Origin of the sequence: Streptomyces sp. NPDC096048 (assembly GCF_044763415.1) — a bacterium.
Taxonomy (GTDB): domain Bacteria; phylum Actinomycetota; class Actinomycetes; order Streptomycetales; family Streptomycetaceae; genus Streptomyces.
Window position 1 is genome coordinate 258,315 of the sequence record NZ_JBIWGG010000011.1, and the last position, 16,025, is coordinate 274,339.

The following is a 16,025-nucleotide window of genomic DNA, read 5'->3' on the forward strand; positions in this document are numbered from 1 at the left end:
ACCGATCACGAGGCGTATGGGTTCGGGCACATGCTGTACTACCCGTACAGCCCCGGGCTGCCCCACGGGCGCGCCCGAAGCGCGCGGCACCCGATCCGGTGCCGGCATCGGCGCGAAGGTCCGTCAAAGCGGAATCCGTCAGGCGGAAGCGGACGCACGGCCCGCGGAGGGCCGAGAAGAGAGTGACGATGACCGACGCACGGGGGTCGGCCGGCCGGAACGGCGAGACGAACGCCCGGCACACGCCCGGCACACCCTGCTGGGTGAGTCTGATGGTGCACGGACCGGCCGCGACCCAGGAGTTCTACGGCGCACTGTTCGGCTGGGAGTTCCGGCCCGGACCGCAGCAGTTGGGTCCGTACGCGCGGGCCCTGATCGACGGGCGCGAGGTGGCGGGTATCGGCCAACTGCCGCCGGACCGGCATCTGCCCATCGCCTGGACGCCCTACTTCGCCTCCGACGACGTCAACCGGACGGCCGAAACGGTACGCCTGTGCGGTGGCACGATCGGCGTGGGCCCGCTGGACGCGGGCGAGGCCGGGCGTCTGGCCATCGGCTCCGACCCCTCGGGCGCCGTCTTCGGCATCTGGCAGGCCGCGGCGCACCTCGGCACGGCCGTCACGGACGTGCCCGGCACACCGGCGTGGAACGAGCTGTTGACCTTCGAGTCGGCGAGCGTCGCCAAGTTCTACGAGACGGTGTTCGGTTTCGAACTGGTGCCGGAGGTCTCCGCCGACTTCGACTACGTGACGCTGTGCCTCGAAGGCCGTCCCGTCGCCGGCATCCACGGCGTCGGCAACGCCCTGCCCCGTGACCGGGGGCCGCACTGGGTGACGTACTTCGAGGTGGCCGACGCGGCGGAGTCCCTGGAGCTCCTCGCCGATCTGGGCGGGCATGTACTCAGACCGGCGCAGGACACCGCCCACGGCCGATCCGCGATGGTGGCGGACCCGGAAGGGGCGCGGTTCTCACTGCTGGAGGGCCGACGGGGCCCGGCCGCGGGGTCCCGAAGTCGCTCAGGCGGGTGACACCGGCAGCACGTCCGGTGACAGCGCCGCCGCGCGGGCCGTCGCGGCGGTCGTACGGCGCCGGTGGTGCCGTCGGCACAACACCTCGTAGCCGATCTCGTCGGGGGACTGGGCCACGTCGCCGACGACCACCTGGGCGCCCTCGACGACCATGACGCCGCCCACGGTGCGGGCGTTGTGCGTGGCGCGGGCGCCGCACCAGCACAGGGCCTCGACCTGGAGCACCTCGACGCGGTCGGCGAGTTCGACGAGGCGCTGGGAGCCGGGGAACAGCTTGGAACGGAAGTCGGTGGTGATGCCGAAGGCGTACACGTCCATGCCGAGATCATCGACCACGCGCGCGAGCTGATCGATCTGGTCCGGCGCGAGGAACTGCGCCTCGTCCGCGATCACGTAGTCCGCGCGTCCGCCCTGCGACAGGTGGTCGACGATGTAGGCGTACAGGTCCCGTCCGTCCTCGACCTCCACCGCGTCGGTGACCAGGCCGAGGCGGGAGGAGAGCTTGCCCTCCCCCGCGCGGTCGTCGCGGGTGAAGATCAGACCGGCCAGGCCGCGAGCCGAGCGGTTGTGCTCTATCTGGAGAGCCAGTGTCGACTTCCCGCAGTCCATCGTTCCGGAGAAGAAGACCAGCTCGGGCATGAGGGGTTGAGCACCTTTCGGCAGCGGCAGCGGCGGCGGGAAGCGGGGCGGAGGGGGACGGGACGGGATGGGATGGGGGCAGGGCTTCAGGAGCGTACTTCGAGCAGGGGGACGAGTTGTTCGGCAGGGGTCATCGACCCGTGGTTGCCGACCATCGCCGACTCCTTCGGCTCCCGCTCGGAGGCGATGAGCAGGACGTCGTCCCGCGCGGCGGCGATCACGTCGCCGATGCGGTCGTACACCCGGTCGTCGATGCGGGGGCCGAACCAGCCCGCCGCGATCGCCTCGTCCCGCGACGCCACCCAGAACTGCTCGCCGAGCACCTCGCGCCAGCAGGTCAGCACGTCGTTCGCCGCTCCGGGGACGGCGTAGACGTGCCGGGCGCGGCCCTCGCCGCCGAGGAGGGCGACGCCCGCCTTCAGCTCCCAGTCGTCGTCGAAGTCGATGCGGTGGTCCTCGTCGAAGGGCACGTCGACCATGCCGTGGTCGGCGGTGACGTACAGGGCGCTGCGCGGCGGCAGCTGCTCGGCGAGGCGCTGGACGAGCCGGTCGACGTGCCCGAGCTGGCCGCGCCAGGTGTCGGAGTCGACGCCGAAGCGGTGGCCGGCGCCGTCGACCTCGGCGTAGTACGTGTAGACGAGGGCGCGGTCGGCCCCGGCCAGTTGCTCGGCGGCGCAGTCCATCCGGTCCTCGCCGGACAGCCGGCCGTGAAACGTTCCGCCGCTGAGCGCGACCTTGGTCAGCGGGGTGTTCGCGAAGGTCGGGGAGGAGACCTGGGCGGCGCGCACACCCGCCTCGTGGGCCAGCTGGAAGACGGTGGGGTACGGCTGCCAGGGGCCCGGCGCGGTCCACGGCTGCCAGCGCAGCTGGTTCATCAGCTCGCCGGTGGCCGGATCGCGCACGGTGTAACCGGGCAGGCCGTGGGCGCCCGGTGGCAGGCCGGTGCCGACGGAGGCGAGGGAGGTCGCGGTGGTCGCCGGGTAGCCGGCGGTGATGGGTCGACCGGTGCCCCCGCGTGAGCTGCTCAGCAGCGAGCTGAGGAAGGGGGCGTCCTCCGGGTGCGCCCGCAGCTGCTCCCAGCCGAGGCCGTCGATCAGGAACACGCAGTTCCGGTCGGCGGGGGTCAGTTCCGTGATGCCGGCGGTCATGCCGGGGACGCCGAGGCCCGCGGCCAGGGTGGGCAGCAGGTCGGCGAGCGAGCCCGTGCCGTACTCGGGTACGGGGGCGGAGTCGACGGGGAGGGGCTCCGGGTCGGTGTCCCAGGCGGCGGGCTGCACCATCAGCGGGCGGAATCCGCGGTCGCCTCGGATAGGGCCTGGGCGAAGACGAGCGCCTGGCGCACCGTCTCCGGACCGTCCCCGGCCTCGCTGACGCGCAGGCTGAGGTCGTCGGCCGTCGAACTGCCCGTGTAACCGTGGTCGGCCTCGCAGTTGGGGTCGCCGCAGGCGGCCGGCTCCAGGTCGATGCGGGAGACGGCGCCCCAGCCGATGGTCAGCACGATCTCGCGGGGCAGCGTGCCCGGCTTGTACTGCTCCGGGTTGGCGACCACGCGGCTGACGACGATGGACGAGATCCGGCCGAGCTTGACGGACTCCGTGGAGGTGGTGGCGTACGGCGTCGGGGAGGTGTCGTCGGCGGCCTGCTCGTCGGTGTGGCTGACGATGAAGCGGTTGCCGGTGAGCACGAGCACGGTCACGTGCCGGCGCACCTCGTTCTGGTCGAACGTCGTCTCCTGGTGGACCAGGTACGACCGCACGGGCTCGCCGCCCACGGCGGCCTCCACCGCCTCGGCCACGAGGGCCGGGTAGTAGCCGCTGCGCTCGATCGCCGCTCGCAGCCCCTGGGTCGTCGTACTGGTCTTGGCCATGCCGTCCATCCTACGGGGGCGCACCGACTGCGAGGCACGCTCGTGCGGTACCCGGCTCCGGCCGTGGGCGGTCAGTACGCCGGCAGGGTCCGCGGGCCGAGGTCGTCCCTGGCGGGTGGGGGTGCGAGGCGGACGGAGGCGCTGAGGACGCTCAGGCCGCGCGAAGCGACGACGACCGGTTCCAGGGTGACCGCGACGACCTCCGGGTGGTCGTCGACCAGCCGGGAGACCCGCAGCAGCAGCTCCTCCAGGGCGGCGCTGTCGACCGGGGCCGAGCCGCGCCAGCCGAAGAGGAGGGGTGCCGTGCGGATCGAGCGGATGAGCGAGGTGGCCTCCCGGTCGGTGACCGGGATCAGCCGGTGCGCCATGTCGCCGAGCAGCTGGGTGGCGGCCCCGGCGAGCCCGAAGGAGAGCGCGGCACCGGCCGCCGGGTCGATGACCGCCCGTACGACCGTGTCGACGCCGCGCGGTGCCATGCCCTGCACCACCGGGCGCAGTTCCTCGGCCTTTCCGAACAGTTCGGTCAACTCTGCGTACGCCCGACGCAGTTGCTCCTCGTCCGCGAGATCCAGGCGTACGCCGCCCAGGTCGGCGCGGTGGCGCAGGTGCGGGGCGGTGGCCTTGAGGGCGACGGGGTAGCCGATGGTCCGCGCGGCGGCGACGGCGTCGTCGGGGGTGGGGGCGGGCAGGGCACGGTGGACGTGGATGCCGTACCTGCCGAGCAGGTCGCAGGTCTCCTGCGTGCCGAGGGTGAGCCCCTGCCCGCGCGCCAGGTGCCCGGCTATCAGCCCGGCGGCGCCCTTCTCGTCGATGTCCTCGTACTCCGGCACCTTCCCGGGGTCGGCGGCGTCGCGTCGCCACTGGGCGTAGGCGACGGCCTGGGCGAGGGCGCGGACGGCTCGCTCGGCGGCGGGGTAGGCGGGGATGAGGTGGGCTCCTTCCGGAGCCTGGACGGAGGGCGGCCGCTGTGCCGGGGCTGCGGAGCGGGGCTCCTCAGGGGGACTCGAAGCCGCCTGCGGTGCCGTGCTCGAAGCGGCCTGCGGCACCGTGCCCGCGGTGGCCTGCCCTGTCGTGCCCGCGGTGGCCTGCGGTGCCGTGCCCGCGGTGGCCTGCGGTGCCGTGCTCGTCGCCGCGGACAGGGCTTCCGCCAGGCCGCCCAGTTCCACGTGGACCACCAGGACCGGCTTGCCGGGCTCCGCGGCCGCCGCCGACCGCAGGGCCTCCGCCAGCGCCGCGTCACCGGCCGACCCCTCCCCCACCGTCGGGATGGCCGTCACCACCACCGCGTCGCACGTGTCGTCGGCCAGGGCACGGGAGAGCGCCGCGTGGAAGTCGTCCGCCGAGGCCGCCGTCGTCAGGTCCAGGGGCGAGTGCGGCCGCAGCCCCTCGGAGAGGCAGGCGTCGTATGTCAGAAGGCCCAGTGATTCGGAGTTCCCCAGGATCGCCACCCTCGGCCCCGCGGGCAGCGGCTGGCGGGCGAGGAGCAGCCCCGCGTCGACCAGGTCGGTGATCGTGTCGACGCGGATCACGCCGGCCTGCCTCAGCAGCGCGGAGACCGTCGCGTGGGGCAGCCGCGTCGCTCGAACCGCGTGTCCCTGGGGTGCCACGCCGCCGTGCCGGGCGCCCTGCACCACGACCAGTGGCTTGACGGCCGCCGTCCGCCGGGCCAGGCGGGTGAACTTGCGCGGGTTGCCGATGGACTCCAGGTACATCAGCGCGACGTCGGTCTCCGGGTCGTCGTACCAGTACTGAAGTACGTCGTTGCCGGAGACGTCGGCCCGGTTGCCGGAGGAGACGAAGGTCGACACGCCCGTGACGCCGGTGACCCCGCCGCCGCGCCGGTGCAGCCGGGACAGCAGGGCGATGCCGATGGCGCCGGACTGGGCGAACAGCCCGATCCGGCCGGGCCGCGGCATCTCGGGGGCGAGGGAGGCGTTGAGCCGCACCTGGGCGGAGGTGTTGACGATCCCGAAGGCGTTGGGTCCGATGATCCGCATGCCGTACGTGCGCGCGTGCCGCACGAGGGCGCGCTGCCGTTCGCGTCCGTCGGGGCCGCTGTCGGCATACCCGGCGGAGATCACCACGAGGCCCTGCACGCCGTGCTCGCCGCACTCGGTGACGACCTCGGGGACGTGCTCGGCGGGGACCGTGACGACGGCGAGGTCGACGGGCCCGTCGATCTCGCGCACCGAGCGCCGGGCGGGCACCCCGTCGAGCTCCTTCTGCGCCTCGGGGAGCGCCTTGTTCACGGCGTACAGCCGACCGGTGTAGCCCGCGTCCCGGATGTTGCCGAGGATGCTGCGGCCGACGCCCCCCGGCGTGCGGCCGGTGCCGATGACCGCCACCGAGCCGGGTTGCAACAGCCGCTGAACGGACCGCGCCTCCGCGCGGTGCTCGCGCGCGTACTGCACGGCGAGCGAGCGGTCGGTGGGCTCGAGGTCGAACTCCAGGCGGACCACGCCGTCCTCGAAGCTCCGCTTCTGGGTGTACCCGGCGTCCATGAACACCTTGATCATCTTGGTGTTGGCGGGCAGCACCTCGGCGGCGAAGCGGCGGATGCCGCGCTCGCGGGCGACGGCGGCGATGTGCTCCAGGAGCGCGGAGGCGACGCCGCGCCCCTGGTGGGCGTCCTGGACGAGGAAGGCGACCTCGGCCTCGTCGGCCGGCGCGGAGGCGGGTGTTCCACCGGCGCCGATCCGGTCGTAGCGTACGGTGGCGATGAACTCGCCGCCGATGGTGGCCGCGAGTCCCACCCGGTCCACAAAGTCGTGGTGCGTGAAGCGGTGGACGTCCTTGGCGGACAGGCGAGGGTACGGCGCGAAGAAGCGGTAGTACTTCGACTCGTCGGAGACCTGCTCGTAGAAGCTGACCAGGCGCTCGGCGTCATCAACGGTGATGGGGCGGACGCGCGCGGTGCCGCCGTCGCGCAGCACCACGTCGGCCTCCCAGTGGGCGGGGTACTCGTGCCGGTCCGACGAGGTCTGCATGGGCCCCAGAGTACGGCTCGCGTACGACAACGGCGCGAGGCAGTCTGTGGAGGACGGAAGGTCGGGCCGAGGCCGCGGTCCGACGACCACACGGGGGCGGCGGCAGCCGTCCTCGCAAGCTTCACGATGTGGGAAACTGGTCTAGACAAGACTGGTCTAGACAACCTGAACCCCTGAACACCTGAAGGGCAGCATCACATGGCTGAGCGCCGCGTCAACGTCGGCTGGGCCGAGGGTCTCCACGCCCGCCCCGCCTCCATCTTCGTCCGAGCCGCCACGGCCACAGGCGTCCCGGTGACGATCGCCAAGGCCGACGGGTCCCCCGTCAACGCGGCCTCCATGCTGGCCGTCCTCGGCCTCGGCGCCCAGGGCGGCGAGGAGATCGTCCTCGCCGCCGACGCCGAAGGCGCGGACGCCGCCCTGGACCGGCTGGCGAAGCTGGTCTCCGAAGGACTCGAGGAACTCCCCGAGACCGTCTGAGCAACGGCAACACCGAAAGGCCCGCCCGGACCACCGGGCGGGCCTCTCGCTTTCTCTTTCCGCTTCCCCGGTTTTTATGGGCAGCCGGAAATAGCCCCCTCCCCCGAATTACTCTCTCTTTGTATACGGCGCCCGTGTTAATGTCGCAGGCTCGGCATGTTTACGGGACGTTGCGATTTCCTCACACGCCCCGTCCGCTCGCCGCCGGAGACGAATCGAAGTCTGTGCGCCGGCGTCGACCGCTCGGTGTGCAGCGTCATGAGCGCCCGCGCGCGCTCGCCGTCGCCCCGGGCCACCGCGTCGACGATCGCGCCGTGCTCCGCCCAGCACTCCACGGGTCCGGCCGACGCCTCCACGACGTACATCCAGGCGATCTTGTGGCGCAGCTGGGTCAGCAAGGTCGTCAGCGACGGGCTGCCGGCGGCCTGGGCGAGGGTCTCGTGGAACCACCCGTCCAGTGAGCGCAAATCCTCGCTGTCGCCTTGCCTGGCGCGCTCCTGCCCCAGCCTGACCAGCCCGCGCAGCACCTTGAGGTGCGCCTCGGTACGGCGCCGGGCGGCCCGGGAGGCGCCGAGGGGTTCGAGGAGCGCGCGCGTCTCCAGCAGGTCGGCGGCCTCCTGCTCGGTGGGTTCGGCGACGCACGCGCCCGCGTGCCGCCGCGTCACCACGAAGCCTTCGGCCTCCAGTGTGCGCAGGGCCTCACGGACGGGGACGCGGGAGACGCCGTAGCGGCGGGCCAGGAGTTCCTCGGTGAGCCGGCTGCCGCGTCCGTGGACGCCGGTGACGATGTCGTCCCGGATCGCCGTGCACACCGAGTGCGCCGGAATACGCATGCCGACCTCCGCCTTAATCCCCGTGAAACGTCGACGATTGACGTGTGCTCAGTGACTCTAGGCCAATCAAGCGCATATTCCGACGGCAGGACGGATTTCATGGGTATTTTTTGGACAGCGACGCGTACACCGAGGGAAAGAAAGCCGAAAGCCCCGGCTCGGGAAGCCGGGGCTTTCGAATGCCGTACCGTCCGTCGTCAGACGTTCACGCCGTGGGAGCGGAGGTAGGCGACGGGGTCCAGGTCCGAGCCGTACTCAGGGCTCGTACGGGCCTCGAAGTGCAGGTGCGGTCCGGTGACGTTGCCGGTGGCGCCCGACAGGCCGATCTGCTGTCCGGCGACGACCGCCTGGCCGACCGAGACACCGATGGACGACAGATGGCCGTACTGCGTGTACGTGCCGTCGTGCATCTTGATCACGACCTGGTTGCCGTACGCCCCGCCCCAGCCGGCCTCGACGACGGTGCCGACGCCGACCGCGTGCACGGACGTGCCGCTGGAGGCGTGGAAGTCGATGCCGGTGTGGCTGCCGGAGGACCACAGCGAGCTGCCGGCCTGGTAGGCGGTGGAGACGTAGGAAGCGGTGATCGGCGACACGAAGGTGTTGAGGCGCTTGCGCTCCGCCTCGCGCGCGGCGCGCTCCTTGGCCTCGCGCGCCTCCTTGGCCGCCTCGGCCGCCCGCTCGCGCGCGGCCTCCTGGGCCGCCTCCCGGGCGGCGGCGTGCAGGGCCGCCTGCTCCTGCGCGGTGGCCTGGGCATCGATCTCGTGGGCTACGGAGTCGCCGATGGTGATGACCGGGGTGAGTCCGCTCTGCTCCGCCTGGGGCTCGGCGGCGAGCGCCGGAGCCGCGAGGGTGCCGACGACGCCGGTGGTGGCGAGGGCCGCGACACCCGCCGCACGGGCGGTGGTGCGGTGCACCCGGCTGGGACGACGGTGCTTCCCGGTGGCGCGCGTGAACGCCATGTAGAGGCTGGTCCTTTCCTTCCCTCTCGCCTACCGGGTTAGCTGACGGGTTCGGAGGTGGAAGGTCTCCTACGGACCCCCTCGCTGCGCGCGCGGGCGTCCGATTCACCCCAGGGACTGCGATGGGTCCCCGGCTCCCCTGGCTCGCGCCGTACGGGGACTCGGCGATGACTGTCCGGTGCCGCGGGTGCGGCGCACTGCCTGACGAACAGCCCGCATGACGCTAAACGCGGCTGCGTTCAATCCTCAAACGCAACAGGACTTTTGTAGCGCACGCCACAGGGCAGACAGGCAGCCTCTCCCCCAATTCGGACAAATGGCGGCCCTGGTGACACTCCGGTCACCAGGGCCGCCGCGCGCGTGTGCCGCTACTCGGCCGCCACCACGGTGACTTCACCGATGCCGAGGGCCTCGACGGGCTCCTTGATCTGCGCCGCGTCGCCGACGAGGACCGTCACCAGACGGTCCACCGGGAAGGCGTTCACGACCGCCGCCGTGGCCTCCACGGTGCCCGTGGCGGCGAGTTGGCGGTAGAGCGTGGCCTGGTAGTCGTCGGGCAGGTGCTGCTCGACCTGGTCGGCCAGCGTGCTCGCCACGGCCGCCGCCGTCTCGTACTTCAGCGGCGCCACGCCCACCAGGTTCTGCACGGCCACGTCACGCTCGGCGTCGGTGAGACCTTCCGCGGCGAGCTTGCGCAGCACCGTCCACAGGTCCTCCAGGGCCGGACCGGTGTTGGGGGTGTCCACGGAGCCGCTGATGGCGAGCATCGCGGCGCCCGTGCCGTCGGGCGCGGAGCGCATGACCTGACCGAACGCCCGTACGCCGTAGGTGTAGCCCTTCTCCTCGCGCAGGACGCGGTCCAGGCGCGAGGTGAGGGTTCCGCCGAGGCAGTAGGTGCCGAGCACCTGCGCGGGCCACACCCGGTCGTGCCGGTCGGCGCCGGTGCGGCCGATCAGCAACTGCGTCTGGACGGCACCGGGTCGGTCCACGATGACGACCCGGCCGGTGTCGTCGGCGCTCACCGGGGGTACGGGACGCGCCTCGGCCACGGAGCCGGTCCACGCGCCCAGCGTCTCGCCGAGCAGCGCGTCGAGGTCGACGTCGGTGAGGTCGCCGACGACCACGGCGGTGGCGGTGGCGGGTCGGACGTGCTTCTCGTAGAAGGCGCGTACGGCCGCCGAGTCGATGCTCGCGACCGTCTCCTCGGTGCCCTGGCGCGAGCGCGACATACGCGTCCCGGCCGGGAACAGCTCCTTGGAGAGTTCCTTGGCCGCGCGGCGTGACGGGTTGGCCAGCTCGTGCGGGATCTCGTCGAGCCGGTTGCGGACCAGCCGCTCCACCTCGCTGTCCGCGAACGTGGGCGCCCTGAGCGCGTCGGCGACCAGGCCCAGGGCCTTGGCCAGGCGTGAGGCCGGCACCTCCAGGCTCAGCCGGACGCCGGGGTGGTCGGCGTGTGCGTCGAGGGTGGCACCGCAGCGCTCCAGTTCGGCGGCGAAGTCCTCGGCGGAGTGCTTGTCGGTGCCCTCGGAGAAGGCGCGCGCCATGATCGTGGCGACACCGTCGAGGCCGGCCGGCTCGGCGTCCAGGGGCGCGTCGAGGAGCACCTCCACGGCGACGACCTGCTGGCCGGGACGATGGCAGCGCAGCACGGTGAGGCCGTTGTCGAGGCTGCCGCGCTCGGGGGCCGGGAACGCCCACGGCTTGGGCTCCCCGGCCTGCGGCTGGGAGTGGAATTCCATGGTGGCGAGCTCGGTCACTTGGCCGCCTCCTCGTTCTCGTCGGTGGCGTCGTTCTCGTCGGCGGGGGCGGTCGGCTCGTAGACGAGCACCGCGCGGTTGTCGGGGCGCAGGCGGGCCTTGGCGACCTCCTGGACCTCCTCGGCCGTCACCTCGAGCACGCGCTGCACGGCGGTGAGGGCGAGCTGCGGGTCGCCGAACAGGACCGCGTACCGGCACAGTTCGTCGGCGCGGCCCGCGACCGTGCCCAGGCGGTCCAGCCACTCGCGCTCCAACTGGGCCTGGGCGCGCTCCATCTCCTCGGCCGTGGGGCCCTCCTCGGCGAACCGGGCGAGCTCCTCGTCGATGGCGGTCTCGATGACCGGCACCTCGACGTCACCGGACGTCTTCACGTCCAGCCACCCCAGGGAGGGCGCTCCGGCGAGCCGCAGCAGGCCGAATCCGGCGGCGACGGCCGTGCGGTCGCGGCGTACCAGCCGGTTGTACAGGCGGGACGACTCACCGCCGCCCAGGACGGTGAGGGCGAGGTCGGCCGCGTCGCACGCGCGCGTGCCGTCCTCCGGCAGGCGGTAGGCCGCCATCAGGGCGCGGGCCGGGACCTCCTCCTCTACGACCTCGCGCAGCTGCTCCCCCATGACCTCTGGCAGCGAGCCGTCACGGGGCGGCTGCTTGCCGTCGTGCGAGGCGATGGAGCCGAAGTACTTCTCGATCCAGGCGAGCGTCTGCTCGGGGTCGATGTCGCCGACGACCGAGAGCACCGCGTTGTTCGGCGCGTAGTAGGTGCGGAAGAACGCGCGCGCGTCCTCCAGCGTCGCCGCGTCCAGGTCGGCCATGGAGCCGATCGGCGTGTGGTGGTAGGGGTGCCCCTCCGGGTAGGCGAGGGCGGTCAGCTTCTCGAAGGCCGTGCCGTAGGGCACGTTGTCGTAGCGCTGGCGGCGCTCGTTCTTGACGACGTCCCGCTGGTTCTCCATCGACTCGTCGTCCAGGGCGGACAGCAGGGAGCCCATCCGGTCGGCCTCCAGCCAGAGGGCGAGCTCCAGCTGGTGGGCGGGCATGGTCTCGAAGTAGTTGGTGCGCTCGAAACTGGTGGTGCCGTTGAGCGAGCCGCCGGCGCCCTGCACCAGCTCGAAGTGGCCGTTGCCCTTGACCTGGGCGGAGCCCTGGAACATGAGGTGCTCGAAAAGGTGAGCCAGGCCGGTACGACCCTTGACCTCGTGGCGCGAGCCGACGTCGTACCAGAGGCACACCGCCGCGACCGGGGTCAGGTGGTCCTCGGAGAGCACCACGCGCAGGCCGTTGGCCAGGCGGTGCTCGGTCGCTGTCAGTCCGCCGGAGCCTGCCTGGGCTGTGGCCGTGTGACCCATGGGCATGTACGTCCCTTCGATCGCGGAATCCTTGGTGGAAACACTCGGTGGATCATTGGGCGGAACTGCGGAATTCCGCCGATCCTGCCACTGTATGCAAGCGTGCGGGACACCGGTGGAGTTCCCGGGTCTCGTACGCCGAGAGCGAGAACGGGGTTGGCGGCCCGACCGGCCGGACCGGGGCGAGCGCGCGGGACGAGGGCGTACCCTGCGGGCAGCGCGCCGGGCCGGGCAGCCCGTGACGGGTCCTGGTCGGTCGCTGTCAGTGCCGCGGTCCACAATGGACCGCGTCAGATCACCGTTCACGCTTCAGCAAGGAGCCGGCAGCGATGGCCCGCCGTAGTACGAAGACCCCGCCGCCCGACGACTCGTACGAGGAGAAGATCCTCGACATCGACGTCGTCGACGAGATGCAGGGCTCCTTCCTCGAGTACGCGTACTCGGTCATCTACTCCCGGGCGCTGCCGGACGCCCGCGACGGCCTCAAGCCGGTGCACCGCCGCATCGTCTACCAGATGAACGAGATGGGCCTGCGGCCCGAGCGCAGCTACGTGAAGTGCGCCCGCGTCGTCGGCGAGGTCATGGGCAAGCTGCATCCGCACGGCGACGCGTCGATCTACGACGCCCTGGTGCGCATGGCCCAGCCGTTCTCCATGCGCGTTCCCCTGGTCGACGGCCACGGCAACTTCGGCTCCCTGGGCAACGACGACCCGCCGGCCGCCATGCGGTACACCGAGTGCCGGATGGCCGAGGCCACCAGTCTGATGACGGAGTCCATCGACGAGGACACCGTCGACTTCGGCCCCAACTACGACGGCCAGGAGCAGGAGCCGGTGGCGCTGCCCGCCGCCTTCCCGAACCTGCTGGTCAACGGCGCCTCCGGCATCGCGGTCGGCATGGCCACGAACATGCCGCCGCACAATCTGCGCGAGGTGATCGCGGCCGCCCGGCATCTGATCCGGCACCCGAACGCAGACCTCGAAGCCCTGATGAAGCACGTTCCGGGACCCGACCTGCCCACCGGCGGCCGCATCGTCGGCCTGCCCGGCATCCGCGACGCCTACGAGACGGGCCGGGGCACCTTCAAGATCCGCGCGACGGTCGCCGTGGACACGGTGACGGCCCGCCGCAAGGGTCTCGTCGTGACCGAGCTGCCCTTCGCGGTCGGCCCGGAGAAGGTGATCGCCAAGATCAAGGACCTGGTCGGTGCGAAGAAGCTGCAGGGCATCGCCGACGTCAAGGACCTCACCGACCGCGAACACGGGCTGCGCCTGGTCATCGAGATCAAGAACGGCTTCGTCCCCGAGGCGGTCCTCGAACAGCTCTACAAGCTGACGCCGATGGAGGAGTCCTTCGGCATCAACAACGTCGCCCTGGTCGACGGCCAGCCGCTCACCCTGGGCCTCAAGGAGCTGCTGGAGGTCTACCTCGACCACCGCTTCAACGTCGTACGGCGCCGCAGCGAGTTCCGCCGGAGCAAGAAGCGTGACCGGCTGCACCTGGTCGAGGGCCTGCTCACCGCCCTGATCGACATCGACGAGGTCATCCGCCTCATCCGCTCCAGCGAGAACTCGGCACAGGCCAAGCAGCGCCTGATGGAGCACTTCTCGCTCAGCGACGTCCAGACCCAGTACATCCTGGACACGCCGCTGCGCCGGCTCACCAAGTACGACCGCATCGACCTGGAGTCGGAGAAGGAGCGGTTGAACGCGGAGATCGAGGAGCTGACCCGGATCCTCGACTCGGACGCGGAGCTGCGCAAGCTGGTCTCGACCGAACTGGCCGCGGTGGCCAAGAAGTTCGGCACCGACCGCCGTACGACGCTGCTGGAGTCGTCCAGCACCCCGGTCGCCGCCGTTCCGCTCCAGGTCGCGGACGATCCGTGCCGGGTGCTGCTGTCCTCGACGGGTCTGCTGGCCCGCACCGCGAACGACGACCCCCTCGTCGCGGAGGCCGGCGCCAAGCGCGTCAAGCACGACCTGATCGTCTCGGCGGTGCCGGCCACGGCCCGCGGCGAGGTGGGTGTGGTGACATCGGCCGGACGCCTGCTGCGGGTGAACGTCGTGGACCTGCCCCAGCTCCCGGAGCCCATGCCGACGCCGAACCTGTCGGGTGGCGCGCCGCTGGCGGAGTTCGTGACCCTGGAGGACGACGAGACGGTCGTCTGCCTGACCACGCTGGACGAGTCCTCGCCCGGCCTGGCGCTCGGCACGGAACAGGGTGTCGTCAAGCGTGTGGTACCCGACTACCCGTCCAACAAGGACGAGTTGGAGGTCATCGCCCTCAGGGAGGGCGACCGGATCGTCGGCGGCGCCGAGCTGCGCACCGGCGACGAGGATCTGGTCTTCGTCACGGACGACGCGCAGTTGCTGCGCTACCAGGCCTCGCAGGTCCGCCCGCAGGGCCGTCCGGCGGGCGGTGTGGCGGGCGTCAAGCTCGCCGAGGGCGCGAAGGTCATCTCCTTCACGGCGGTGGACCCGGCCGCGGAGGCGGTGGTGTTCACGGTCGCCGGTTCGCGCGGCACGCTGGACGACTCCGTTCAGACCACGGCCAAGCTGACGCCGTTCGACCAGTATCCGCGCAAGGGCCGCGCCACAGGCGGCGTGCGCTGCCAGCGGTTCCTGAAGGGCGAGGACTGCCTGGCCTTCGCCTGGGTGGGCGCCACCCCGGCGCTCGCCGCGCAGAAGAACGGCACCCCCGCCCAGCTCCCGGACATCGATCCGCGTCGCGACGGCTCGGGCGTGTCGCTGCCGAAGACGGTGTCGGTGGTGGCGGGACCGGCCTAGGACCCCTCCTGAGAACCGGGCGGCGGTTCCTCGCCGCCGGGTTCTTCGGCGTCGGGTTCTTCGGCGTCGGGTTCTTCGGCGCCGGGTTCTTCGGCGTCGGCCGCCTCGGCCTCCGGTTCCTCGCCGTCGGGGTCCGGTACGTAGCGCAGGACGCCCCACATGCCGTGCTCGTCGGCCGGTGGGGCGCCGGCGCCCCCGCGGCACGCGTCGAGTTCCTCGCCGAGGGCCGGCGCGTCGATGCCGGAGCCGATGAGCACGAGCTGGGTGCGGCGGGCATCGTCGGTCGCCCAGGGCTCCGGGTAGAAGCGCAGGAAGCGCCCCACGGCGTGGACGGCGTACCGGTTCCGCGTGTCGTACGGGCCGAAGTCGACGTACCCCTTGATCCGGTACAGGCCCTCCGGGCGGCTGTCGAGGAACCTCATGAGCCGGCGCGGATCGAGCGGGAGGTCGGAGACGAACGACAGGGTGTCGTAGGCGGCGTGCAGATGCTCGGCGTGTGCGCCGCCCCTGGAATGGTCGTGCAGGTCGTCGAAGGACAGCTGCCCCACGCGCTCCTCGCTCGGTCGGCAGTCGTAGAGGAACTCGGGGTCGATACGGCCGTAGCTCGCGGGCACGACGGCGGCGCGGTCGCTGAGCGACCGGACGAGCCTGAGCACACGCTCGGCGTCCGGGACCCGGTCGGTCTTGTTGACCACGACCAGGTCCGCCAGCGCCAAATGCCGGTCGATCTCGGGGTGCCTGGCGCGCGTGTCGTCGAACTCCGCGGCGTCGACGACCTCGACGAGTCCGCCGTAGACGACCCCGGGCTGCTCGCTGGCGAGGAGCATGCGCACGAGTTCCTGTGGCTCGGCGAGACCGCTGGCCTCGATGACGATGACGTCGATGCCCGCGTCGGGGCGGGCGAGCCGCTCCAGATACCCGTCCAGTTCACTCGCGTCGACGGCACAGCACAGGCACCCGTTGCCGAGTGACACGGTGGAGTCGCCGAGTGCGCCGGCGACGGCCATCGCGTCGATCTCGATCGAGCCGAAGTCGTTGACGATGGCACCGATGCGGCTGCCTCCGCTGCGGTGGAGGAGATGGTTGAGGAGTGTGGTCTTTCCGGAGCCGAGGAATCCGGCGAGTACGACGACCGGGATCTGCTGCGGAGTCGGGCGATGCCCCACCGTGCGACCTCTCTCTCACCTACGCGTACGCCGGCCCGCGGCAAGGCGTACACCCACGTACGGAACTGCCTGCTCAGGATACGAGCCGCCGGAGTGCCCGCGGAGTGAACGATTGTTAGCAGCACTTGCTGGGCAGACGTTTTGCATGGCGCCGGACCGTGCGACCCTCGCTTCCCT

General features: G+C 71.7%; 12 protein-coding genes and 1 riboswitch. Of the genes, 3 read left to right on the top strand and 9 right to left on the bottom strand.

All coding sequences use genetic code 11. From position 1 onward, the window contains the following. Positions 1 to 188: 188 nt before the first annotated feature. A complete protein-coding gene (locus tag ACIQ6R_RS29485) occupies positions 189 to 1,028 on the top strand; it encodes a VOC family protein (RefSeq protein WP_404224600.1) in 840 nt (279 codons plus the stop codon). Here the strand turns inward: ACIQ6R_RS29485 and ACIQ6R_RS29490 are convergent. From ACIQ6R_RS29490 to ACIQ6R_RS29505, 4 genes are all read right to left on the bottom strand, one after another. Next, positions 1,017 to 1,667, bottom strand: a complete 651-nt coding sequence (locus tag ACIQ6R_RS29490; protein WP_404181607.1) for a thymidine kinase — start codon at positions 1,665 to 1,667, stop codon at positions 1,017 to 1,019. The genes ACIQ6R_RS29485 and ACIQ6R_RS29490 overlap by 12 nt on opposite strands. Before the next feature lie 86 nt (positions 1,668 to 1,753). Then, positions 1,754 to 2,947 carry an alkaline phosphatase family protein gene (locus ACIQ6R_RS29495; protein WP_404224602.1) on the bottom strand — a complete coding sequence of 398 codons (1,194 nt, stop codon included), beginning with the start codon at positions 2,945 to 2,947 and terminating at the stop codon, positions 1,754 to 1,756. Beyond that, positions 2,947 to 3,543, bottom strand: a complete 597-nt coding sequence (locus ACIQ6R_RS29500; RefSeq protein WP_386317340.1) for a DUF5998 family protein — start codon at positions 3,541 to 3,543, stop codon at positions 2,947 to 2,949. Before ACIQ6R_RS29500 ends, ACIQ6R_RS29495 begins: the two co-directional genes overlap by 1 nt. Before the next feature lie 62 nt (positions 3,544 to 3,605). Continuing rightward, the gene (locus ACIQ6R_RS29505) at positions 3,606 to 6,521 is read right to left on the bottom strand and encodes a GNAT family N-acetyltransferase (protein WP_404224603.1); all 2,916 of its coding nucleotides are present in this window, start codon (positions 6,519 to 6,521) and stop codon (positions 3,606 to 3,608) included. Positions 6,522 to 6,719: 198 nt separating this feature from the next. Here ACIQ6R_RS29505 and ACIQ6R_RS29510 point away from each other — a divergent pair, with 198 nt between their 5' ends. After that, positions 6,720 to 7,001, top strand: a complete 282-nt coding sequence (locus ACIQ6R_RS29510; protein WP_055419832.1) for an HPr family phosphocarrier protein — start codon at positions 6,720 to 6,722, stop codon at positions 6,999 to 7,001. Positions 7,002 to 7,138: 137 nt separating this feature from the next. On the opposite strand, the gene ACIQ6R_RS29515 is transcribed toward ACIQ6R_RS29510, so the two are convergent. From ACIQ6R_RS29515 to ACIQ6R_RS29530, 4 genes are all read right to left on the bottom strand, one after another. Then, positions 7,139 to 7,834 (bottom strand): GntR family transcriptional regulator, encoded by a 696-nt coding sequence (locus ACIQ6R_RS29515; RefSeq protein ID WP_404181597.1) that lies wholly within the window; start codon positions 7,832 to 7,834, stop codon positions 7,139 to 7,141. A gap of 197 nt (positions 7,835 to 8,031) precedes the next feature. Then, positions 8,032 to 8,796 carry a M23 family metallopeptidase gene (locus ACIQ6R_RS29520; protein ID WP_404224605.1) on the bottom strand — a complete coding sequence of 255 codons (765 nt, stop codon included), beginning with the start codon at positions 8,794 to 8,796 and terminating at the stop codon, positions 8,032 to 8,034. A 12-nt stretch (positions 8,797 to 8,808) separates the two neighbouring features. After that, positions 8,809 to 8,973: riboswitch (cyclic di-AMP (ydaO/yuaA leader) on the bottom strand. 191 nt (positions 8,974 to 9,164) lie between these two features. Further along, a complete protein-coding gene (locus ACIQ6R_RS29525) occupies positions 9,165 to 10,553 on the bottom strand; it encodes a M16 family metallopeptidase (protein ID WP_404224606.1) in 1,389 nt (462 codons plus the stop codon). Continuing rightward, complete coding sequence (locus tag ACIQ6R_RS29530) at positions 10,550 to 11,902, bottom strand: M16 family metallopeptidase (RefSeq protein WP_404224607.1); 1,353 nt, start codon at positions 11,900 to 11,902, stop codon at positions 10,550 to 10,552. The genes ACIQ6R_RS29525 and ACIQ6R_RS29530 overlap by 4 nt, the downstream gene beginning before the upstream one ends. Before the next feature lie 323 nt (positions 11,903 to 12,225). On the opposite strand from ACIQ6R_RS29530, the gene ACIQ6R_RS29535 reads away from it, so the two are divergent. Beyond that, positions 12,226 to 14,682 (top strand): DNA topoisomerase (ATP-hydrolyzing) subunit A, encoded by a 2,457-nt coding sequence (locus ACIQ6R_RS29535; protein ID WP_404181585.1) that lies wholly within the window; start codon positions 12,226 to 12,228, stop codon positions 14,680 to 14,682. Here ACIQ6R_RS29535 and ACIQ6R_RS29540 read toward each other — a convergent pair. Further along, positions 14,679 to 15,848, bottom strand: coding sequence for a CobW family GTP-binding protein (locus ACIQ6R_RS29540; protein WP_404224609.1), 1,170 nt, complete (start codon positions 15,846 to 15,848; stop codon positions 14,679 to 14,681). The two genes, ACIQ6R_RS29535 and ACIQ6R_RS29540, sit on opposite strands and share 4 nt — an antisense overlap. Positions 15,849 to 16,025: the final 177 nt, after the last annotated feature.